Here is a 21967-nt window from a genome sequence, read left to right on the forward strand (position 1 = left end):
CCACTGGAAAGGAAGAGACAGGACATGGCAGGGCTACTCGAAGGCAAGCGCATCCTCGTCACGGGGATCATCACCGACAGCTCCATCGCGTTCCACATCGCCAAGCAGGCCCAGGAGGCCGGCGCCGAACTGGTGCTCACCGGGTTCGACCGGCTCAAGCTGATCCAGCGCATCGCCGACCGGCTGCCGAATCCGGCGCCGCTGCTGGAGCTCGACGTGCAGAACCCCGAACACCTGGATTCGTTGGCGGGCCGCATCACCGAGGCGATCGGCGAGGGCAACAAACTCGACGGTGTGGTGCACTCCATCGGTTTCATGCCGCAGACCGGTATGGGCGTCAACCCGTTCTTCGACGCCCCCTACGAGGACGTCGCCAAGGGCATCCACATCTCGGCGTACTCCTACGCCTCGCTGGCCAAGGCCACCCTGCCGGTGATGAACAGCGGCGGCAGCATCGTCGGCATGGACTTCGACCCCACCCGCGCGATGCCCGCCTACAACTGGATGACGGTGGCCAAGAGCGCACTGGAATCGGTGAACCGCTTCGTCGCACGTGAGGCCGGTCCGTTCGGGGTGCGCTCGAATCTCGTTGCCGCGGGCCCGATCCGCACGCTGGCCATGAGCGCCATCGTCGGCGGCGCGCTGGGTGCCGAGGCCGGCGACCAGATGCGTCTGCTCGAGGAGGGCTGGGATCAGCGCGCTCCGGTCGGCTGGAACATGAAGGACCCGACGCCGGTCGCCAAGACCGTCTGCGCGCTGTTGTCGGACTGGCTGCCCGCCACCACCGGCACGATCATCTACGCCGACGGCGGCGCCAGCACCCAGCTGCTGTAGATGGGAGATGAGCGCTTGCGCGAAGACCTGACCGGACCTGTCGACGCCCTGCTGGTGCTGTCCTTCGGCGGACCCGAAGGACCCGAACAGGTGATGCCGTTCCTGGAGAACGTCACTCGCGGACGCGGTATCCCGCGTGAGCGGCTGGAGGCGGTGGCCGAGCACTACCACCACTTCGGTGGCGTCTCACCCATCAACGGCATCAACCGTGCGCTCATCGAACAGATCGAGGCCATCGTGGCCGAGCAAGGCCGGGATCTGCCGGTCTACTTCGGCAACCGCAACTGGCAGCCCTTCATCGAGGACACCGTTGCCGCCATGCGCGACAACGGTGTTCGTCGGGCCGCCGTGTTCGCCACCTCCGCGTGGGGCGGCTACTCGGGTTGTGCGCAGTATCAGGAGGACATCACCCGGGCGCGGGGCGCGGTGGACGGTGACGGAAACGGTCCGGCGCCGCAGCTGGTGAAGCTGCGCCAGTATTTCGACCACCCGCTGTTCATCGCGATGTTCGCCGATGCCATCGCCGAGGCCGCCGCGAGCCTGCCGGCGGAGGTGCGCGACGGGGCGCGCCTGGTGTTCACCGCGCATTCGATCCCGTTGCGGGCTGCCGACCGGTGCGGCCCCGATCTCTACGAACGCCAGGTCGGTTATGCCGCGCGCCTGGTGGCGGCCGCCGCCGGCTACCCGGACTTCGACCTGGTCTGGCAGTCGCGGTCGGGCCCGCCGCAGGTGCCGTGGCTGGAGCCCGACGTGGGGGATCACCTCGACGTGCTCGTCGAGCGCGGGGTCAAGGCGGTCATCGCCTGCCCGATCGGCTTCGTCGCCGACCACATCGAGGTCATCTGGGACCTGGACAACGAACTCGCCGAACAGGCCGAGGGCGCCGGTGTGGCGCTGGCGCGGGCCGGCACGCCCAACGCGCAACGCCGATTCGCCGAGCTCGTCATCGGGTTGGTCGACGAGCTCCAGGCGGGTGCGGAGCCGGTCAGAGTCGTTGGGCCACAGCCCGTTCCGGGCTACGGCAACAGTGTCGACGGGGCGTACTGCACGCCAGCGTGCGCGCCGGTCAGCGCTTCCAGGCCGAGTGCAGAATCGCGCTGATCGCTGCAAGTCGCGCGGTGCGCACCACCGAGGCCAGCGGCCGCAGGGTGTCGGAGGCGATCCGCACCTCCGAACTGCTCTGCAGCCCGATCGGCATCAGGCCGGAACTGGCGGTGATGATCGCGTCCACGTGCGCCGCGTTCTCCAGCACCCGCGCCGCGCGCTCGGGGGCGTGATCCGGTAGCCGGTGCAGCCGGGTGGCCTCCAGGAGTTGTTCCACCATGCCGCGCGGATCGTCGATGTCGGCGGCGCCGATGCCGGCGCTCAACGCCCCGAGCGCATCGGCGGCCGCCCGCACCGCCGAGCGCAGGGTGTACTCGGCCTCGCCGAGGTCGGTGTGATCGACGAAGCCGGGACCGGGCACCGAGTACACGGTCCACGCCAGCGATACCGGATCCGGCTCGTAATCGGGATCGTCGATGTCCTGGTAGATGTATTCGGGCACCATGCCGACGGACCGGGACGGGTCGGTGCCGACGATGATCGCCTCACCCATGGTGATCGCATCGCGCTGGAACTGGGTGTCCGGCGGCAGGCCGCGCACATCACCGGGAACCGGCATCACCAGGGTCAGCGCCGGCGCCCCGGTGGCCGGCCCGGCCGCGGTGCGCATCGTCTGTAGCAGCGACATGGTGCCCGAATGGTTGAGGTCGGGCCACGGCAACCCGGTGCTGCCCGCCGCCACCGAGTCGTACGCGGTCACGGAATGCTTTGGTGCCCATTGCGATAACGCGTCCAGTACGTCGTCGGGTGCGGCGACTCCGGCAAGCCAGGCATTGACCCAGACCGTCAGCGAAGCACTCGGACACCACATAGTTTCCGCAGTGTAGTTGTCGGTCGCAGGTACGGCCGGATTCGCTAGGCTGACACTCATGCCCGCATGGATTTGGCTGGTCGCAGCGCTGGGACTGGCAGGCGCAGAAGCCCTCACCGGCGACATGTTCCTGCTCATGCTCAGCGGTGGTGCGCTGGCCGCGGCCGGGGCGAGTTTCGTGTTCGACTGGCCGATCTGGGCCGACGGTGCGGTGTTCCTGATCGTCTCGGTGCTGCTGCTGGTACTGGTCCGGCCGGCGCTGCGCCGCCGGATGGAGTCCGGCGGTGGGCTGCCGGATCCGGCCAAGGCGCTGGAGGGCCGGGGTGCGCTGGTGCTCAGCCCGGTGTCGCGACATGACGGCCAGGTGAAGCTCGACGGCGAGGTCTGGACGGCGCGACCGCTCAACGACGACGATGTATTCGAAACCGGCGACCAGGTGACCGTCGTGCACATCGACGGAGCCACCGCGGTCGTCTCCAAGATCGTCTAGAACCACGAGTTCGGATCCGAAGGGGGATGTAGTGGACGGTGCGATTGCAGGTTTGGTCCTGCTCGCGGTACTGGTGATCTTCGCGGTCATCATCGTCGCGAAATCGGTGGCGCTCATCCCGCAGGCCGAGGCGGCGGTCATCGAGCGGTTGGGCCGGTACAGCAAGACGGTGTCGGGACAGCTGACCCTGCTGCTGCCGTTCGTCGACAAGATCCGGGCCCGGGTCGATCTGCGTGAGCGGGTGGTGTCCTTCCCGCCGCAGCCGGTGATCACCGAGGACAACCTGACGGTCAACATCGACACCGTCGTCTACTTCCAGGTGACCAACCCGCAGGCCGCGGTCTACCAGATCAGCAACTACATCGTCGGTGTCGAGCAGTTGACCACCACCACGCTGCGCAACGTCGTCGGCGGTATGACGCTGGAGCAGACGCTGACCTCGCGCGACTCGATCAACGGTCAGCTGCGCGGCGTGCTCGACGAGGCCACCGGCCGCTGGGGCCTGCGGGTGGCCCGCGTCGAACTGCGCAGCATCGACCCGCCGCCGTCGATCCAGGACTCGATGGAAAAGCAGATGCGCGCCGACCGCGAGAAGCGCGCCATGATCCTGACCGCCGAGGGCAACCGGGAGGCGTCGATCAAGCAGGCCGAGGGCCAGAAGCAGGCCCAGATCCTGGCGGCCGAGGGCGCCAAGCAGGCGGCGATCCTGGCCGCCGAGGCAGACCGGCAGTCCCGCATGCTGCGCGCCCAGGGTGAGCGCGCCGCGGCCTACCTGCAGGCCCAGGGGCAGGCCAAGGCCATCGAGAAGACGTTCGCGGCCATCAAGAACGGCCGGCCGACCCCGGAGATGCTGGCCTACCAGTACCTGCAGACGCTGCCGCAGATGGCCAAGGGCGAGGCCAACAAGGTGTGGTTGGTGCCCAGTGACTTCGGTTCGGCGCTGCAGGGGTTCACCAAGCTACTCGGCGCGCCGGGGGAGGACGGGGTGTTCCGCTACACCCCATCGCCGGTCGAGGACCAGCCGACCAAGACCGACGAGGACGACGCCGCCGAGGTGGCCGACTGGTTCAACACCGAGACCGACCCGGAGATCGCACGCGCGGTGGCCAAGGCCGAGGCCGAGGCGCGCACCCCGGTCCCGCCGTTGGGCAGCGCGCCGGCCGCCCCGCTGGACGCGCCGACACAGTCGCCTGCGCTGGGCAGCACGCCGACCCCGCCGCCGTCGGGCGGCGCGCATCAGGCTCCGTGAGCGCCGCTGGCCCCGGAGTTGACGCGTCCGTACAATATTTTTGCTGCCACTGGGCCTTGTGCGTGGTCTAATGGCGTATTGAGCAGTTGCTGACGGTGTACTTGACCTCTTGCCGGTGCGGAGACGGAATGGCGGCATTATGAAGAGAGCGTGCGTGCGGGGCGCAATGGGTGCGTGCATGCTGTCCACCGCGCTGCTCATCGGCGGTCCCGTCGCCGTCGCCGCGGCCGATACCGAGGGCGGTTCCGCGGACACCTCGAGCGACAGCCAGTCGAGCGGTTCCACCGGCAACAAGCCCACCACCGGCCCGCGCACCGCGACCGAGATCGGATCCACGCTGCGTGAGTCCGTGCGCGAATCGCTGCGTGAGGTCCGCACCACGCTCGGTTCGCTGACCGAGCGGCGTGCTGCAACGGATGCCGCCGAGGAGTCCTCGGCCATCGATGACGCCGTGGATGCCGCCATCGAGGAGGCGGCCGAGGCCCAACTCCCGGCGGGCCAGATCGATGCGCCCGATGTCACCCCGGAGGTCGCCGCCGAGATCGTCGCCCCGGCGCCCGAAGAGGTTGTGGCGCCACTGCCTTCGACGACGGCGCCGGTGGTCCCGACGGTAACCGAGCCGAACTCCGCCACCACGACGTCGTTGTCGGTCACTATGCCGCGGTCCACCTCGACGAAACCCAAGGTGAACAACGGCCGGCCCACCCTGCCGTTCGCCAAGGTGCCCGACGCCGTCGCCACGGTCGGCAACACGATGGCGACCGTTCTGGACTCCACGCACGACACCGTCGCGGCCCTGCCCGCGCTGCTCGCCGCCCTGCCGGGCTCGCAGACCCCGGTCACCGACGTCATCACCACGATCGAGTCCATGCTGGCCTCGGTCACCACCTCGGTCAGCGCGATCACCGCACTGCCCACCGACCTGAGCACGCTGATGGGTGTCCCGGTGACGCCCACGCCGAACATGGCGGTGCCACCGCAGACGCCGCGGCCGCTCGATTCCGCCGCGGCGACCGGGCTGTCCACGATCATGTCGGCACCCACGCAGTCGGCCGGCCAGCTGACGATTCCGGTCGCCGAGACGCCCGTCGCGCCGACGCTGCTGTCGGCGAGCACGCTGGCCGCGGCACCGCGCACGGTCATCTCCACTCCGGTCCCGGTGGGCCTGCGCGGTATCGCCACCTCCAGCACCCCGGACTCGTTCTTGGACCGCGCCGTCACCGAGGTGCTGCTGCCGCTGTCGCTGGCCGCCCTGGCCGCCGTCGCGCTGCCCGGTGTCGGCGGACTGCTCGTCATCTGCGCCCTCGGCGTGCGCATCGGCTACCGCCAGGCCAAGGCGGGCTGGGCCGTACACGTGGCCGGCATCGGACGGTTCGCCGGGCCCGGTCCGCTCGGAGTGGTGCGCTCGGGCGCCCTGGTGGCGCTGCACACGCCGCGCAGCATGCGGATCAAGACGCCCACCGGCGATGCCGCCGTGGTGCGCTTCCTGGACCGCAGCGATCGCGCGGCCTGAGGTCAGCCGTTCACCGCCGGGTTGTCCTCGGCGCTTCGGTGCCCGTGGTGGCGCCGGTGGATCCGGATCTCGTAGACCAGGCCTGCGATGCCGACGGCCGCCGTGCACGCCGACACCAAGAACAGCAGCGGACTGATGTTGCCGGTCAGCGCATCACCGAGGATCACCACGGCCGCGGTGCCCGGGATGACACCGACCAGCGTGGCCACCGCGTAGGGCAGCACCCGCACCGCCGAGGCTCCTGCGGCATAGTTGAGCACCGCGAACGGCACCGCCGGGATCATCCGCATGGACAGCACCGTCACCCAGCCCCGCGCACGCAGTCGGGCGTCCAGGGAGTCCACCCGCGGGTGGCGGACCAGGCGGCTCAGCTGCCAACCGGCCGCGCGGACCAGCACGACGGCGATCACGGCGCTGAGCGTGCTGGCCGCCACCGCGAGCACGATGCCCAGCAGGGGCCCGAACAGCAGCCCGGCCGACAGGGTGAACGCGGTGCGGGGGAACGGGAAGATCGTCATCACCGTGTGGGCGGCGAAGAACACCAGCGGGAACCACGGTCCCGCGGCGGTGGCCCAATCGCGCATCTGCACGGCACTGGGCAGGGGCACCAGAATCGCCACTGCGACGAGAATCACAATTGTGGCGAAGATGCCCAGCGCGCGGCGCGGCGGTAGCTGAGTGGCCGTCGTCTTCACGGCGGCCCAGACCGTGCGCAACGTGGTACCGACGCGATTCACATCTGCCAACCCTACGGGGCGCCGCGCCGGCCTGCGCACAACGCTACTGGTCAGTAGCCTTTGCCCGCCGTGCGCCGCCGTGATACCGATCATTTAGCCTCAGGTGAAAGCGGCCAGTCACACCTGGCTAATCTAACTAAGTCAGACAACGCTTCACATCCCTCAGGAGTCGCGAGTGTCCTCGAGCGTCATTGAATCGGATCGCGAGCGCTGGCGCTCCGGCGTGGCCGGCGTGCTGGCGAAGAGCCTGCGGCGCGACGCCGCGGATCTGCCCGCCGAACCGGAACGGCTGCTCGACACACCGACCTACGAAGGCTTCCCGGTGCGGCCGCTGTACACCGCCCTCGATGCGGTGCCGGAGTCGCCGCTGCCGGGGCAGTGGCCCTTCGCCCGCGGCGGCGACGCCCGCCGTGACGTGCTAAGCGGCTGGAAGGTCGCCGAGGAGTTCCCGCTCGCCGCCTCCGGCGCCGCCGAGGCCAACGGTGCGCTGCTGCTGGCGCTGACCGAGGGCACCAGTGCGCTGGTGCTCAGCGTGGGCGGCGACGGTATCCCGGCCGGCGAGCTGGACCAGCTGCTGGCCGGGGTCTACCTCGACCTCGTCCCGGTGGTGCTGGACGCCGGAACCGACTACGCGGCGGCCGCCGGGGCGCTGCTGTCGATGGTCGCGGACTTCGACGACGATCAGCGTTCCCGGCTGTCGCTGGATCTGGGTGCCGACCCGCTGACGGCACCGCTGAGTGGCCGGGACGCTCCCGACCTCGACGACGTCAGCGCCGTCGCCAGACGCGTCGCCGGGCAGGCCGGGGTCCGCGCGGTCACCGTCGACGGCCCGGCCCTGCACGATCTCGGGGCGAGCGCCTCCTGGGAGCTGGCCGGTGCGGTCGCCGCCGGAGTGAGCTACCTGCGGGTGCTCACCGAGGCCGGGCTCCCGGTCGGCGACGCGCTGCGCACCATCAGCTTCCGGATCGCCGCCGATGACGATCAGTTCATGACAATCGCCAAACTGCGTGCCGCGCGCCGACTGTGGGCGCGGGTGGCCGAGGTCGCCGGCGACGCCCGAGCCGGTGCCGCCGTCGTGCATGCGGTGACATCGGCGCCGATGATGTCCCAGCGCGACCCCTGGGTGAACATGCTGCGCACCACGCTGGCCGCCTTCGCCGCCGGTGTCGGCGGCGCCGATACCGTGCTGGTGGCGCCCTTCGATGCGGCGATCCCGGGCGGCCTGCCGGGCACGGCGACGACCTTCAGCCGCCGGATGGCCCGCAACACCCAGCTGCTCCTGCTGGAGGAGTCGCATCTGGGGCGGGTGCTGGACCCGGCCGCCGGATCGTGGTTCGTCGAGGATCTGACCGCGCAACTGGCCGAGCAGGCCTGGGCGCACTTCCAGGATTTGGAGGGCCGCGGCGGCTTCGTCGCCGCGCGCGGGTACCTGGGCGAGCAGATCGCGGCGGTGCAGGCGGCGCGCGCCGATGACATCGCGCACCGCAAGACCTCGCTCACCGGCGTCAACGAGTTCCCGAACCTCGCCGAGAGGCCCCTTCCCGAGACCACCGGCGTGCAGGGGGTGCTGCGCTACGCGGCCGGATTCGAGGCGCTGCGCGACCGCTCGGATGCCCACCTCGCCCGAACCGGCTCCCGGCCGCAGGCGCTGCTGTTGCCGTTGGGTCCGCTTGCCGAGCACAACATCCGGACCACGTTCGCCGCGAATCTGCTGGCCTCCGGCGGTATCGAGGCGGTCAATCCGGGCACCATCGAGGCCGCAGGGGTGGCGGCGGTCGTCGCGGAACACAAGGCCGTCGTCGTCTGCGGTACCGACGCCCGGTACGGCACCGAGGCCGAGGCCGTCATCGACGCGGCGCGGTCCGCGGGCGTGTCCCACATCTATCTGGCCGGCCCGGAGAAGGCCCTCGGCGACGCCACCACCCGGCCCGACGATCATCTGACCGCGAAGATCAATGCCGTCGAGGCCCTCTCGACGCTGCTCACCCGATTGGGGGCCTGACATGACCGCCGTTGAGCGCACCGTCATCGGCAGTTTCGCCGACGTACCGCTGCATGGTGAGGATACGGCTGCCACGCCGACGCCGGAGGCGGTCACCGAGCAGGTCGCCGTCGCCGCCGAGGCGCACGGCTACACCCCCGAGCAGCTGGTGTGGTCCACCCCCGAGGGCATCGACGTCAAGCCGGTGTACATCGCCGCCGATCGCGATGAGGCGGTCGCGGCGGGCTACCCGCTGGACAGCTTCCCGGGCGAGCCGCCGTTCATCCGCGGCCCGTACCCGACGATGTACGTCAACCAGCCGTGGACCATCCGCCAGTACGCCGGGTTCTCCACCGCCGCCGAGTCGAACGCGTTCTACCGCCGCAACCTGGCCGCCGGCCAGAAGGGCCTGTCGGTGGCGTTCGACCTGGCGACCCACCGCGGGTATGACTCCGACCATCCGCGGGTGGCCGGCGACGTCGGCATGGCCGGCGTGGCGATCGACTCGATCCTGGACATGCGCCAGCTGTTCGACGGAATCGACCTGTCGACCGTGTCGGTGTCGATGACGATGAACGGCGCGGTGCTGCCGATCCTCGCGCTGTACGTGGTGGCCGCCGAGGAGCAGGGCGTGCCGCCGGAGAAGCTGGCCGGGACCATCCAGAACGACATCCTCAAAGAGTTCATGGTCCGCAACACCTACATCTATCCACCCAAGCCCTCGATGCGGATCATCTCCGACATCTTCGGCTATACCAGCGCCAAGATGCCGAAGTTCAACAGCATCTCGATCTCGGGCTATCACATCCAGGAGGCCGGGGCGACGGCCGACCTGGAGCTGGGCTACACGCTGGCCGACGGTGTGGAGTACATCAAGGCCGGCCTGGACGCCGGGCTGGACATCGACAAGTTCGCACCGCGGCTGTCGTTCTTCTGGGGCATCGGGATGAACTTCTTCATGGAGGTCGCCAAGCTGCGGGCGGGCCGGCTGCTGTGGAGCGAACTGGTGTCACAGTTCGACCCCAAGAGCGCGAAATCGCTGTCGCTGCGCACCCACTCGCAGACCTCCGGCTGGTCACTGACCGCGCAGGACGTGTTCAACAACGTCGCGCGCACGTGCGTGGAGGCGATGGCCGCGACCCAGGGCCACACCCAGTCGCTGCACACCAACGCCCTGGACGAGGCGCTGGCGCTGCCGACGGATTTCTCCGCCCGCATCGCCCGCAACACCCAGCTGCTGTTGCAGCAGGAGTCCGGCACCACCCGCCCGATCGACCCGTGGGGTGGGTCGTACTACGTGGAGTGGCTGACCCACCAGCTGGCCGAGAAGGCCCGCGCGCACATCAAGGAGATCGCCGAACACGGCGGCATGGCCCAAGCCATCAACGAGGGCATTCCGAAGATGCGCATCGAGGAGGCCGCCGCCCGCACCCAGGCCCGCATCGACTCCGGGGTGCAGGCGCTGATCGGGGTGAACAAGTACCAGGTCGCCGAGGACCAGGAGATCGAGGTTCTCAAGGTCGAGAACAGCCGGGTGCGCGCCGAGCAGTTGGCCAAGCTGGAGCGGTTGCGTGCCGAGCGCGACGAGGCCGCCACGCAGGCGGCGTTGGCGGAGCTGACCCGGGCCGCCGGTGAGAACACGTCCGCCGGTGAGGACGGTATGGGCAACAACCTGATGGCGCTGGCCATCAACGCCGCCCGGGCGCACGCCACGGTCGGTGAGATCTCGGATGCGCTGGAGAAGGTGTACGGCCGGCACGTCGCCGAGATCCGCACCATCTCGGGGGTGTACCGCGACGAGGTCGGGAAGGCTGGGAACGTGGGTACCGCGACGGATCTGGTGGAACGCTTCGCCGAGGCCGACGGACGCCGGCCGCGCATCCTGGTGGCCAAGATGGGCCAGGACGGGCACGACCGCGGCCAGAAGGTGATCGCCACGGCGTTCGCCGATATCGGTTTCGACGTCGACGTCGGCTCGCTGTTCTCCACCCCGGACGAGGTGGCCCGCCAGGCCGCCGACAACGACGTGCACGTCGTCGGGGTGTCCTCGCTGGCGGCCGGGCACCTCACGCTGGTGCCGGCGCTGCGCGACGCACTGGCCGAGGTGGGCCGCCCGGACATCATGGTCGTCGTCGGCGGCGTCATCCCGCCGGGTGACTTCGACGAGTTGTACGAGGCCGGGGCCACCGCGATCTTCCCGCCCGGCACGGTCATCGCCGAGGCGGCGATCGGTCTGCTGGGCAAGCTGGCCGACCGACTCGGTTACAGCCTGAGCTAGATGAGTCAGACGGTCGCCGAACTCGCCGCGAAGATCCGCGAGGGGGAACGCTCGGGTCTGGCCCGGGCCATCACCCTGGTCGAGTCGACCCGGGCCGACCACCGGCAGCAGGCGCAGGAACTGCTGCTGGAGCTGATGCCGGAAGCCGGTGGTGCGCTGCATGTGGGCATCACCGGGGTCCCCGGCGTCGGGAAGTCGACGACGATCGAGGCGCTCGGCATGCACCTCATCGAGGCCGGACACCGGGTCGCGGTGCTCGCGGTTGATCCGTCCTCGACGCGTACCGGGGGATCGATCCTGGGCGACAAGACCCGCATGGCGAAGCTCGCCGTGCATCCGGACGCCTATATCCGGCCGTCGCCCACCTCGGGCACCCTCGGCGGGGTGGCGCGGGCGACCCGCGAGACCATCGTGCTGCTGGAGGCCGCCGGGTTCGACGTGATCCTGGTCGAGACGGTCGGCGTCGGTCAGTCCGAGGTGACGGTGTCCGACATGGTCGACACCTTCGTATTCCTCACGCTGGCCCGCACCGGTGACCAGTTGCAGGGCATCAAGAAGGGTGTGCTGGAACTCGCCGACATCGTGGTCGTCAACAAGGCCGACGGCCCGCACGCCGTCGAGGCCAAGGCGGCCGCACGCGAGCTGACCGGTGCGTTGCGTCTGATCTATCCTCGCGAAACACTGTGGCGGCCCCCGGTTCTCACGATGAGCGCGATGACCGGCGACGGGCTGGCGACGTTGTGGGAGACGGTGCTCAAACACCGTGAGGTGCTCACCGAGGCGGGGGAGTTCGACGCTCGCCGCCGCGCCCAGCAGGTCAACTGGACGTGGTCGATGGTGCGTGACACCGTGCTGGACCGGGTGCTCAGCAATCCGGAGGTCAAACGGATCCGCGCCGAGGTCGAGCGGCAGGTGCGCGACGGGGAGTTGACCGCGGCGCTGGCGGCGCAACGCATCCTGGACGCCGCCGGCTGAGCCGGCGCAATGGCTGCACAGCGTTGCCGAAACGTTAAACGTCCACGTCTCACGGTTGGGTAACGCTCCTCGATAGTTAGCCAGTGGGCGGAGTAAGTTGGTGGCACTGTGACCCACGCGATAGATGGGGAGCGCAGCGCGGCGCTCCCGCAGACCACCGGCGGCTTCGTATTGCCGCGCGGTGTGCAGGGTGCGGCCGATCCCAACTTCGCCTGCGCCGTCCACGCCTTCGCCCGATTGTTCGGCCACCACCGGTTCGGGGGCGGCGCGTTGTCGGTCTATCTGGACGGAGTGCCCGTCGTCGACGTCTGGACCGGCTGGGCCGACCGGGCGGGGCGGCGACGTTGGTCGGCGGACACCGGGGCCATGGTGTTCTCCGCGACCAAGGGCCTGGCCTCCACCGTGATCCACCGGCTGGCCGACCGCGGTCTCATCGACTACGACGCACCGGTGGCGCAGTACTGGCCGGAATTCGGGGTCAACGGCAAGTCGGCGATCACCGTCCGCGAGGTGATGCGGCACCGGGCCGGTCTGTCCCAACTCAACGGCGTCACCAAGACCGATCTGCTCGACCACGTGCGGATGGAAGAACGTATCGCTGCCGCCCCGGTCGGCCTGCTGCGCGGCCGTCCGGCCTATCACGCGCTGACCTACGGCTGGCTGATCTCCGGGCTGGCCCGCGCGGTGACCGGACGCGGGATGCGTGAACTCTTCCGCACCGAGCTGGCCGGACCCCTGGATGTCGACGGTATCCATTTGGGCCGGCCGCCGGTGTCGGCACCCACCCAACCCGCTCAGATCATCGGACCGCAATCGGCGCTGCAGAACCCCGTCTTCAACGCGGTCGCTCCCTACCTCGCCGCGTTACCGCTCTCGGGTGGTTTCGGGGCGCTGTACTTCCCGGGCATGAAGTCGATGGTGCAGGGCAACACTCCGCTGCTGGACAGCGAGATGGCATCGGCCAACGGCGTCGCGACGGCTCGGGGGCTGGCGCGGGTGTACGGCGCCATCGCCAACGGCGGCGAGATCGACGGCACCCGCTTCCTGTCGCGGGAGGCGGTCGCCGGATTGACCGGTCCGCGCAGCCTGCATCCGGACGGATCGATCGGGCTGCCGATGGCCTTCCATCTGGGGTATCACTCGCTGCCGTTCCCGGGCGTCCTACCCGGCTTCGGGCACGTCGGGCTGGGCGGCTCGCTGGGCTGGGCCGACCCCGCCACGGGGCTGGCCTTCGGCTATGCCCACAACCGCCTGCTCACTCCACTCGTGGTCGCCGATCAGGCCGGTTTCGTCGCGACGGCGGCCCTCATCCGGCGCGGCGCGGCCCGCGCGCGGGAGCGCGGTTTCGCCGCCGTCCCGCGCTTCGGCGAGGGTGCCCCGGGGGCGGCGTCGGCGGCCATGTGACCACTTCGCCGATCTTGGTTTCGCCCGGCCGATGTTTTGCTTGCCGGCGCAAGGACCACGCGGTACCGCGGGTTACGCGATATTGCTGGTGACCTCGGCGGTTGGGCCGCGGAATGGGTCGAAGTCGCGCCGGAAGGCGAATTCGCAGCGCCTGCAGACGAAATCTTGGGATTACCTGTGAGCCAGGTGGACCGTTACCAATGCAAACGTTGCCACCGCCGTGGCGAAGTTCCCCGGATGCGCGTGCACGGCGGGCATCCGGGCCCATGTGATGTCACCACTGGGAAAGTTGTTACAAGTGTTTACTGAGCTAGCAGGCCTCGAACAGCGGAATGTGCCGGCGCTCCGATGAGGTGATTTCGGCCCACGGACGGGTGCTGATGTCATATGTAGCCATTCGAAGTTGTTTGCTGAGCGATCAGTTGGCTAATGCCCGACTTGACACGGTGAGCCGCATCACATTTACTTCAACGTCAATAAGACAATGGATTCCCAGGTGAAGGGCATATCGGGAAGTTGCTGGATGAACTCGATGTAGCTGGTGTAGCCTGCGCCTCGCGGCACTTGAAGCTGTAGAGTTTGCAGTGGATTTGCTCAGGTTTTGACGCCGTCGTCAACGGGGACGATTACGCTACCGACTCACTGACGAGTCTCAGCAAGATGTGAGAGGGGTGCGGTAAGGGTGCGAGACACATAGAGCGTCTGCGCTTCGACCGGCGCTGGACGTGCTCCAAACAGTCGTTTCCTTATCCATCACTTTTGCAGTACCCCTTGAAAGAGGTTTGAACTACGTGGTTGAGACACCTGTCACAACGGTCGCCGTCATCGGGATGGCGTGCCGCTTGCCTGGCGGAATCGACTCACCTGACCGTATGTGGCAGGCGTTGCTCGGCGGCGAGGACCTCGTCACCACGATTCCGGCGGACCGATGGGATGCCGACGAGTACTACGACCCCGAGCCCGGTGTGCCCGGCCGGTCGGTCTCCAAGTGGGGAGCCTTCCTCGACGACGTAGCCGGATTCGATGCCGACTTCTTCGGTATCAGCGACCGTGAGGCCACCGCAGTCGACCCGCAGCACCGTCTGCTGCTGGAAACTGCCTGGGAGGCCATCGAGCACGCCGGTATCGACCCCGAGACCCTGCAGGGTTCGCTCACCGGTGTGTTCATGGGCTTGACCCACGGCGACTACCAGTTGCTGGCCGCCGACGCGCACTCGATCGAGGGACCCTACGGCTTCACCGGCAACAACTTCAGCATGGCCTCCGGCCGGATCGCCTATCACCTCGGCGTGCACGGCCCCGCCTATTCGGTGGACTCGGCCTGCTCGTCGGGCCTGCTGGCGCTGCACCTGGGCTGCCGCAGCCTGCACGACGGCGAAAGCGATCTCGTGCTGGCCGGTGGCGTGAACCTGGTGCTGGAACCGCGCAAGCTGTCCTCGGGCTCGGCACAGGGCATGCTGTCGCCGACCGGACACTGCCACGCCTTCGACGCGGCGGCCGACGGCTTCGTCCCCGGCGAGGCCACCGGCGTCGTGCTGCTCAAGCGCCTGGCCGACGCCCAACGCGACGGCGACCGCATCCTGGCGGTCGTGCGCGGCAGTGCCGTCAACCAGGACGGGCACACCGTCAACATCGCCACCCCGTCCCGGGACGCCCAGGTCGCCGTCTACAAGGCCGCACTGGAATCCGGCGGGGTGGACGCCGCGTCCGTCGGGATGATCGAGGCGCACGGCACCGGAACCCCGGTCGGCGACCCGATCGAGTACTCCAGCCTGGCCGAGGTGTACGGCACCTCCGGTCCCGTCGCGCTCGGTTCCTCCAAGACCAACTTCGGGCACTCGCAGTCCGCCTCGGGCACCATCGGTCTGATCAAGAGCGTGTTGTCGTTGCAGCACGCGATCGTGCCGCCCAACGTCAACTTCAACCGGCTGCCCGACGAGCTCGCGAGCATCAAGACCGAGATGTTCGTCCCGGCGGCGGTGACGCCGTGGCCGGCCGGTGACCAGCCGCGGCGCGCCGCGGTCTCGGCGTACGGGTTGTCGGGCACCAATGTGCACGCGGTGCTCGAAGAGGCGCCGTCGGCGGTGCGTACCGACGCGCCGGCCGAGGACGCGGCGCACATCTTCGCGCTGTCGTCGACGTCGGCCGAGGAACTGCGGCGTTCGGCCGGCCGGCTGGCCGACTGGGTCGCCGCTCAGGACGCCGACCTCAATCTGCACGACCTGGCCTACACGCTGGCCCGCCGCCGGGCACACCGGCCGGTGCGCACCACCGTGCTGGCCGACAGCCGCGACACCCTGATCGCCGCGCTGCGCGAGGTCGCCGACGGTGAGACGCCGTACCAGCGGTCCGTGGCCGGCGGTGACCGCGGTCCGGTGTGGGTGTTCTCCGGCCAGGGCTCGCAGTGGGCGGGCATGGGTGCCGGTCTGCTGGCCACCGAGCCGGCCTTCGCGGCCGCCATCGCCCAGATCGAACCGCTCATCGCGGCCGAATCCGCCTTCTCGGTCACCGAGGAACTGAAGGCGTCGCAGACCGTCACCGGCATCGACAAGGTGCAGCCGACCGTGTTCGCGGTCCAGGTGGCACTGGCGGCCACGCTGAAGGCCTACGGGGTCACCCCGGGTGCGGTCATCGGTCACTCGATGGGCGAGGTCGCCGCGTCGGTGGTCGCCGGCGTGTTGACGCTGGAGGACGGCGTCAAGGTCATCTGCCGTCGCTCCAAGTTGATGGCGACGATCGCCGGCTCCGGGGCCATGGCGTCGGTGGAGTTGCCGGCCCAGCAGGTGCTGTCCGAACTGGCCGCGCGCGGTATCAACGACGTGGTGCTGTCGGTCGTCGCCTCGCCCCGCTCGACCGTGGTCGGCGGCGCCAAGGAGTCCATCCGCGAACTCGTCGCCGAATGGGAGAGCCGCGATGTGATGGCCCGCGAGGTCGCCGTCGACGTCGCCTCACACTCGCCGCAGGTCGATCCGATCCTCGACGATCTCGCCGACGCCCTGGAGGACCTCGACCCTGCCGAGCCCGAGATCGAGTACTACTCGGCCACCCTGTACGACCCGCGCGATATCGCCGACTTCGACGCCGACTACTGGGTGGACAACCTGCGCCACGCGGTCCGCTTCGCCGCGGCCGTGCAGGCCGCGCTGGAGGACGGTTTCCGGGTCTTCACCGAGCTGTCCCCGCATCCGCTGCTGACCCATGCCGTCGACCAGACCGCAAACAGCCTGGACATCACGCATGCCGCGCTGGCCAGCGTGCGGCGCGAGCAGGAACTGCCCTACGGGCTGCGCGGTGTCGTCGCCGACCTGCACAACGCCGGAGCGCGGATCGACTTCTCGGTGCTGTATCCGAGCGGCAACCTGCTCGATGCGCCGCTGCCGACCTGGACGCACCGCGAACTGATCCTGGTGCGCGATCCGTCCGAGCTGGCCCCCGGCGGTGCGACCATCGCCGTACACCCGCTGCTCGGTGCGCACGTCCGGCTGCCCGAGGAGCCCGAACGGCACGCCTGGCAGGCCGACGTGGGCACCGACACCCAGCCGTGGCTGGGCGATCACCAGGTGCACAACGTCGCCTCGCTGCCGGGTGCCGCCTACTGCGAGATGGCGCTTGCCGCCGCCCGCAAGATCCACGGCGATGCCGGCGAGGTGCACGACATCAGCTTCGATCAGCTGTTGCTGCTGGAGGAGAGCACCGAGGTGACCGCGGCCGCCGCCGTCACCGGCGCGACCGCCGCCGATTTCGTCGTCGAGACCTATCAGCAGGGTGAGCAGGTCAAGCGCGCATCGGCCACGCTGCGCGCCGGCACCGAGGAGCTCGCGCCCGCGACGGTGGACATCGACGCCCTGCTGACCGCGCACACCGTGCGTGTCGACGGTGCCGAGATGCGTGCCTGGTACGGCCAGCGCGGTATCCAGTACGGTCCGGCCTTCGCCGGTCTGGTCGCGGTCAACGTCAACGACGGCTCCGACGCCGGGTCCGACTCGGTGCTGGCCGAGGTGGCGCTGCCCGGCTCGATCCGCTCGCAGCAGGGCGCCTACGGGGTGCATCCGGCGCTGCTGGACGCCTGCTTCCAGGCCGTCGGCGCCCATCCCGCGCTGCGCAGCGACACCACCGCAACGCTCATGCTGCCACTCGGCGTACGCCGGTTGCGCGCGTTCGGTTCGACACGCAACGCGCACTACTGCCACGCGCGGATCATCAGCGTGACCGCCACCGCCGTCGAGGTCGACCTCAACCTGCTCGACGAGAACGGCTCCGTGCTGGTGGCGGTCGACGGACTGCGGCTGGGCACCGGGGTGTCCGACAGCGGCCGGCGTGACCGCACGTTCAACGATCGGCTGCTCGCCGTCGAGTGGCGCCAGCAGGAGCTGCCGGAGGTCGACTACCACGACGCCGGCCGCTGGTTGCTGATCAGCACGTCCGACGCCGCCGACCTGCTGGCCACCAAGCTCGCCGACGCGCTCAAGAGCCACGATGTCGACGTCACCACGATGGTGTGGCCGCAGCACTCCGATCACGACGCGCATGCCGCGCGGCTGCGCGAGCAGCTGGCGGCACAACCGTTCGGCGACGTCCTGATCGTCAGCCCGCCCCGGCACGGTGTCACCGATGAGCAGTCCGGTGTGCGCGGCGGCGACAATGTGCGTCATCTGGTCAAGGTCGTGCGCGAGCTGCCCGAGACTCCGGGTGAGGCGCCGCGACTGCACGTGTTGACCCGCAATGCGCAGACGGTGCTGGCCGACGATGTCGCCAACCTGGACGAGGCCGGCCTGCGCGGCCTGGTGCGCGTGATCGCCACCGAGTACCCGCAGCTGAACACGACCCAGATCGACGTCGACGACTACACCGACGCGGCTCAGATCGCCGCGCAGTTGGTCTCCGGTACGGACGAGGACGAGACCGCCTGGCGTGCAAGCTTGTGGTACGTGGCGCGCCTGGTGCCCGGACCGTTGCGTCCCGAGGAGCGCCGCACCACCGTGGTCAATCCGGCCCGCGACGGTATGCGACTGCAGATCCGCACCCCCGGGGACATCCAGTCTCTGGAGTTGGCGGCCTTCGAGCGGGTGGCGCCGGGTCCGGGGCAGATCGAGGTCTCGGTCACCGCGTCCAACCTGAACTTCGCCGATGTGCTGGTCGCGTTCGGCCGCTATCCCTCCTTCGAGGGCCGGATGCCCAAGCTCGGCGCCGATTTCGCCGGTGTGGTCACCGCGGTCGGGCCGGGTGTCACCGGGCACAAGGTGGGCGACCGGGTCGGCGGCATCTCCGCCGACGGCGCATGGGCCACGTTCGTGACCTGCGATGCCAACCTGGCCGTGACGCTCCCGCCGGGGCTGCCCACCAACCGGGCCGCCGCGGTGCCCAGCGCGCACGCCACCGCCTGGTACAGCCTGCACGACCTGGCCCGCATCAGCGCGGGGGACAAGGTGCTGATCCATTCGGCCACCGGTGGGGTGGGACAGGCCGCAATCGCCATCGCACGGGCCGCCGGTGCCGAGATCTACGCCACCGCGGGTAGCGATGCGCGACGAGAGCTGCTGCGCGGCATGGGAATCGAGCACGTCTACGATTCGCGCAGCACCGAGTTCGCCGAGCAGATCCGTCGGGACACCGACGGCTACGGGGTGGACATCGTGCTGAACTCGCTGACCGGCGCGGCGCAGAAGGCCGGTCTGGAACTGCTGTCCTTCGGCGGCCGCTTCGTCGAGATCGGCAAGCGTGACATCTACGGCGACACCCGGATGGGGTTGTTCCCGTTCCGGCGCAACCTGTCGTTCTACGCCGTGGACCTCGCGCTGCTGTCGCTGACCGACTCCGACACGCTGCGCCGGCTGCTGGAGGTCTGCTACCAGCAGATCGCCGACGGCGTGTTGCCGCTGCCGGAGACCACCCACTACCCGCTGCAGGACGGCGCCACCGCCATCCGGGTGATGGGTGCTGCCGAGCACACCGGCAAGTTGGTGCTCGACGTTCCGCACGGCGGACAGATCGAGGCGGTGCTGCCACCGGAGGAAGTCCGGGTCGCCCGGTCGGATTCGGCCTACATCGTCACCGGCGGCCTGACCGGCCTGGGACTTTTCCTCACCGAGAAGTTGGCCCAGTCCGGCGCCGGACGCATCATCCTCAACGGTCGTTCGGCTCCGTCGGAGGCGGCCCTGGCGGTCATCGAGCGGATCCGCGCCGCCGGCACCGAGGTCGAGGTCGAGCGCGGCGACATCGCCGAGCCCGATGTCGCCGACCGGCTGGTCGAGGCCGCCTGCGCGACGGGTCTGCCGCTGCGCGGAGTGCTGCACGGCGCCGCCGTCATCGAGGACGCGGTGCTGTCCAACATCACCGACGAGCTCGTCGAACGCGACTGGGCGCCAAAGGTTTACGGTGCGCTGAATCTGCACCGCGCGACCGCCAAGCAGACCCTGGACTGGTTCTGCGTGTTCTCCTCGGCGGCCGCGCTGGTCGGGTCACCCGGCCAGGGCGCCTATGCCGCGGCCAACAGCTGGCTGGACGCCTTCACGCACTGGCGCCGCAGCCAGGGCCTGCCCAGCACCTCGATCGCCTGGGGCCCGTGGTCGGAGATCGGTGCGGGCACCGGGCTGGCCGACACCAGCGATGCGGCGATCGACCCGGCCGAGGGCGCCCACGCCTTCGAGACGCTGTTGCGCCATGACAGGGCTTACAGTGGTTATGCGCCGGTGGTCGGGACGCCGTGGCTGGCGGCGTTCGCGCAGAGCAGCAAGTTCGCCGAGGCGTTCGCATCGACCGGGCAGCGCAGCACCGGCAGCGCGTTCCTGGCGGAGCTGAACGAACTGCCACGCGACGAGTGGCCGGCTCGGATGCGCCGGATGATCTCCGAGCAGATCAGCATGATCCTGCGCAGGTCGGTCGACCCGGATCGGCCGCTGGCCGAGTACGGTCTGGACTCGCTCGGCACGCTGGAGGTACGGACCCGCATCGAGGCGGAAACAGGTATACGTATCGGATCGACAGATATTTCGACCATTCGGGTGCTCGCAGATCGTCTTTGTGACGTTCTTGCTCCCGAAGAAGTATCGGTTCCGTCATGATCAAAGGTCGCGCAACGTCGCACGGTCGGGGATCTGGCGTCGTCGAAGCAGGAGAGAAATAGTGGTAGCGATGAAACCGATCCATGACTGGGTCGGCGAACCAGGTGCCGTCATCTCTTGGCATCCCTCCCGGGCGACCCTTGCCAAGGTCAAGGAAGCTCCGGTCAGCGATGTACCGGTCAGCTACCAGCAGGCTCAGCATCTGCTGGCCTACCGCAAGCACTCGGCCTCCGGCACCGACATGGCCCGGCTCAACATCCCGTCCTGGGACATCCCCGGCCGCTGCGACGTCCGGGCGATGACCCATGTCATCAACGCCTACCTGCGCAGGCATGACACCTTCCACAGCTGGTTCGAGTACACCGAATCCGGGGAGATCCTGCGCCACACGGTGACCAACCCGCGCGATATCAAGTTTGTCGCCACCGAGCAGGGTGAGATGACCGCCCAGCAGTGGCGTGAGCACATCCTGGCCACCGCCAGCCCCTGGGAATGGGACTGCTTCCACGTCGGCGTCATCCAGCGCGAGGACCACTTCACGGTCTACATCAGCGTCGACCACGTGCACACCGACGCGATGTTCATGGGGCTGGCCTTCGTCGAGATCCACATGATGTACAACGCACTGGTCGAGGGCGCGGCGCCGCTGAAGCTGCCCGAGCCCGGTAGCTATGACAACTACTGCCGCGAACAGCACGAGTACGTGTCGGCCCTGACGACCGATTCGCCGGAGGTGGCCGGCTGGATCGACTTCCTGCAGGACAGCGGCGGCAGCCTGCCGACCTTCCCGCTGCCGCTGGGTGACCCGTCGGTGGCATACACCGGTGACGTGATCACCCTCCCGCTGCTGGACAAGGAGCAGGGCGACCGTTTCGAGGCCGCCTGCATCGCCGCGGGCGCCCGGTTCAGCGGTGGCGTGTTCGCCTGCGGTGCCATCGCGCACGCGGCGCTCACCGGTGACGATGTGTACCGCGTCATCACACCGACCACCACGCGGCGCACCCCGGCGGAGTTCATGACGACCGGCTGGTTCACCGGTCTGGTGCCGATCACGGTGCCGGTCGACGCCGACGCGTTCGGGGAGACCGCCCGCGCCGCGCAGGAGTCCTTCGACGGCGGCCTGGATCTCGCGCACGTCCCGGTCGAGCGGGTGCTCGAACTCGGTGCCGAGTCGCACGGGCTGCGCGCCCCCAATGGCGGCGTGCCGATGCTGTCCTACCTCGATGTCGGGCTGCTGTCGCCCGGCGTGATCGCCGAATGGCAGCGTCTCAACGGCACCATCTGGAGTGATTCGCGGGCGGCCTATCAGGTCGGCATGTGGGTCAACCGGGTGGAGCACGAGACCACCGTCACCGCGGCGTTCCCGGCCAATCCGATCGCCCGCGAGTCGGTGCTGCGCTATCTCGAGGCGATGAAGGCCGTCTACGTCAGCGTCGTCGAGGGCCGCGATATCGCGCTCGTGCCGATCGGTGCCGACGCCGCGGGCCTCAAGCTCAAGACGGCCTGATCGCCCTGTTCGTATCGGAGGTG

Annotated in this window: 13 protein-coding genes; 11 read left to right on the forward strand and 2 right to left on the reverse strand. The window is 69.2% G+C overall.

Features of this window, described 5'->3' with window-relative positions; genetic code table 11:
• Positions 1 to 24: 24 nt before the first annotated feature.
• Positions 25 to 834: an NADH-dependent enoyl-ACP reductase InhA gene (inhA, locus tag ACWDUN_RS05170; RefSeq protein WP_449925441.1), complete on the forward strand. Its 810-nt coding sequence runs from the start codon at positions 25 to 27 to the stop codon at positions 832 to 834.
• Entirely contained in the window at positions 835 to 1935 is a 1101-nt protein-coding gene (locus ACWDUN_RS05175) for a ferrochelatase (protein ID WP_449925443.1), read from the forward strand.
• Here ACWDUN_RS05175 and ACWDUN_RS05180 read toward each other — a convergent pair.
• A complete protein-coding gene (locus ACWDUN_RS05180) occupies positions 1901 to 2749 on the reverse strand; it encodes a hypothetical protein (protein WP_449925446.1) in 849 nt (282 codons plus the stop codon). The genes ACWDUN_RS05175 and ACWDUN_RS05180 overlap by 35 nt on opposite strands.
• Positions 2750 to 2807: 58 nt before the next feature.
• On the opposite strand from ACWDUN_RS05180, the gene ACWDUN_RS05185 reads away from it, so the two are divergent.
• The 3 genes from ACWDUN_RS05185 to ACWDUN_RS05195 all read left to right on the forward strand — a co-directional run bounded on the left by ACWDUN_RS05185 (position 2808) and on the right by ACWDUN_RS05195 (position 6001).
• Positions 2808 to 3239 carry an NfeD family protein gene (locus tag ACWDUN_RS05185; protein ID WP_449925448.1) on the forward strand — a complete coding sequence of 144 codons (432 nt, stop codon included), beginning with the start codon at positions 2808 to 2810 and terminating at the stop codon, positions 3237 to 3239.
• A gap of 31 nt (positions 3240 to 3270) precedes the next feature.
• Positions 3271 to 4488 carry an SPFH domain-containing protein gene (locus ACWDUN_RS05190; RefSeq protein ID WP_449925451.1) on the forward strand — a complete coding sequence of 406 codons (1218 nt, stop codon included), beginning with the start codon at positions 3271 to 3273 and terminating at the stop codon, positions 4486 to 4488.
• Positions 4489 to 4666: 178 nt separating this feature from the next.
• Positions 4667 to 6001 (forward strand): hypothetical protein, encoded by a 1335-nt coding sequence (locus ACWDUN_RS05195; protein WP_449925454.1) that lies wholly within the window; start codon positions 4667 to 4669, stop codon positions 5999 to 6001.
• Between the two features lie 2 nt (positions 6002 to 6003).
• Here ACWDUN_RS05195 and ACWDUN_RS05200 read toward each other — a convergent pair whose 3' ends face one another.
• Positions 6004 to 6738 (reverse strand): TVP38/TMEM64 family protein, encoded by a 735-nt coding sequence (locus ACWDUN_RS05200; RefSeq protein ID WP_449925457.1) that lies wholly within the window; start codon positions 6736 to 6738, stop codon positions 6004 to 6006.
• 175 nt (positions 6739 to 6913) lie between these two features.
• Here ACWDUN_RS05200 and mutA point away from each other — a divergent pair, with 175 nt between their 5' ends.
• The 6 genes from mutA (at position 6914) to ACWDUN_RS05230 (ending at position 21944) form a co-directional block, all read left to right on the forward strand.
• Positions 6914 to 8740, forward strand: coding sequence for a methylmalonyl-CoA mutase small subunit (mutA, locus tag ACWDUN_RS05205; RefSeq protein WP_449925460.1), 1827 nt, complete (start codon positions 6914 to 6916; stop codon positions 8738 to 8740).
• A gap of 1 nt (position 8741) precedes the next feature.
• The gene (gene scpA, locus ACWDUN_RS05210) at positions 8742 to 10997 is read left to right on the forward strand and encodes a methylmalonyl-CoA mutase (RefSeq protein WP_449925462.1); all 2256 of its coding nucleotides are present in this window, start codon (positions 8742 to 8744) and stop codon (positions 10995 to 10997) included.
• Positions 10998 to 11972, forward strand: coding sequence for a methylmalonyl Co-A mutase-associated GTPase MeaB (gene meaB, locus ACWDUN_RS05215; protein WP_449925465.1), 975 nt, complete (start codon positions 10998 to 11000; stop codon positions 11970 to 11972). It abuts the gene before it with no gap.
• 108 nt (positions 11973 to 12080) lie between these two features.
• Complete coding sequence (lipL, locus tag ACWDUN_RS05220; RefSeq protein WP_449925467.1) at positions 12081 to 13376, forward strand: esterase/beta-lactamase LipL; 1296 nt, start codon at positions 12081 to 12083, stop codon at positions 13374 to 13376.
• A gap of 830 nt (positions 13377 to 14206) precedes the next feature.
• Positions 14207 to 20437: a sulfolipid-1 biosynthesis phthioceranic/hydroxyphthioceranic acid synthase gene (gene pks2 / locus ACWDUN_RS05225; protein ID WP_449926287.1), complete on the forward strand. Its 6231-nt coding sequence runs from the start codon at positions 14207 to 14209 to the stop codon at positions 20435 to 20437.
• A 61-nt stretch (positions 20438 to 20498) separates the two neighbouring features.
• Complete coding sequence (locus tag ACWDUN_RS05230; RefSeq protein ID WP_449925469.1) at positions 20499 to 21944, forward strand: condensation domain-containing protein; 1446 nt, start codon at positions 20499 to 20501, stop codon at positions 21942 to 21944.
• Positions 21945 to 21967 lie beyond the last annotated feature (23 nt).

It is taken from the genome of Mycobacterium sp. NPDC003323 (assembly GCF_053589535.1).

Excerpts from the sequence above, each read along its gene's own strand:
- inhA (WP_449925441.1), top strand. The coding sequence starts at position 25 with ATGGCAGGGCTACTCGAAGGCAAGCGCATCCTCGTCACGGGGATCATC.
- ACWDUN_RS05175 (WP_449925443.1), top strand. The coding sequence starts at position 835 with ATGGGAGATGAGCGCTTGCGCGAAGACCTGACCGGACCTGTCGACGCC.
- ACWDUN_RS05180 (WP_449925446.1), bottom strand. The coding sequence starts at position 2,749 with ATGTGGTGTCCGAGTGCTTCGCTGACGGTCTGGGTCAATGCCTGGCTT.
- ACWDUN_RS05185 (WP_449925448.1), top strand. The coding sequence starts at position 2,808 with ATGCCCGCATGGATTTGGCTGGTCGCAGCGCTGGGACTGGCAGGCGCA.
- ACWDUN_RS05195 (WP_449925454.1), top strand. The coding sequence starts at position 4,667 with ATGCTGTCCACCGCGCTGCTCATCGGCGGTCCCGTCGCCGTCGCCGCG.
- scpA (WP_449925462.1), top strand. The coding sequence starts at position 8,742 with ATGACCGCCGTTGAGCGCACCGTCATCGGCAGTTTCGCCGACGTACCG.
- meaB (WP_449925465.1), top strand. The coding sequence starts at position 10,998 with ATGAGTCAGACGGTCGCCGAACTCGCCGCGAAGATCCGCGAGGGGGAA.
- pks2 (WP_449926287.1), top strand. The coding sequence starts at position 14,207 with ATGGCGTGCCGCTTGCCTGGCGGAATCGACTCACCTGACCGTATGTGG.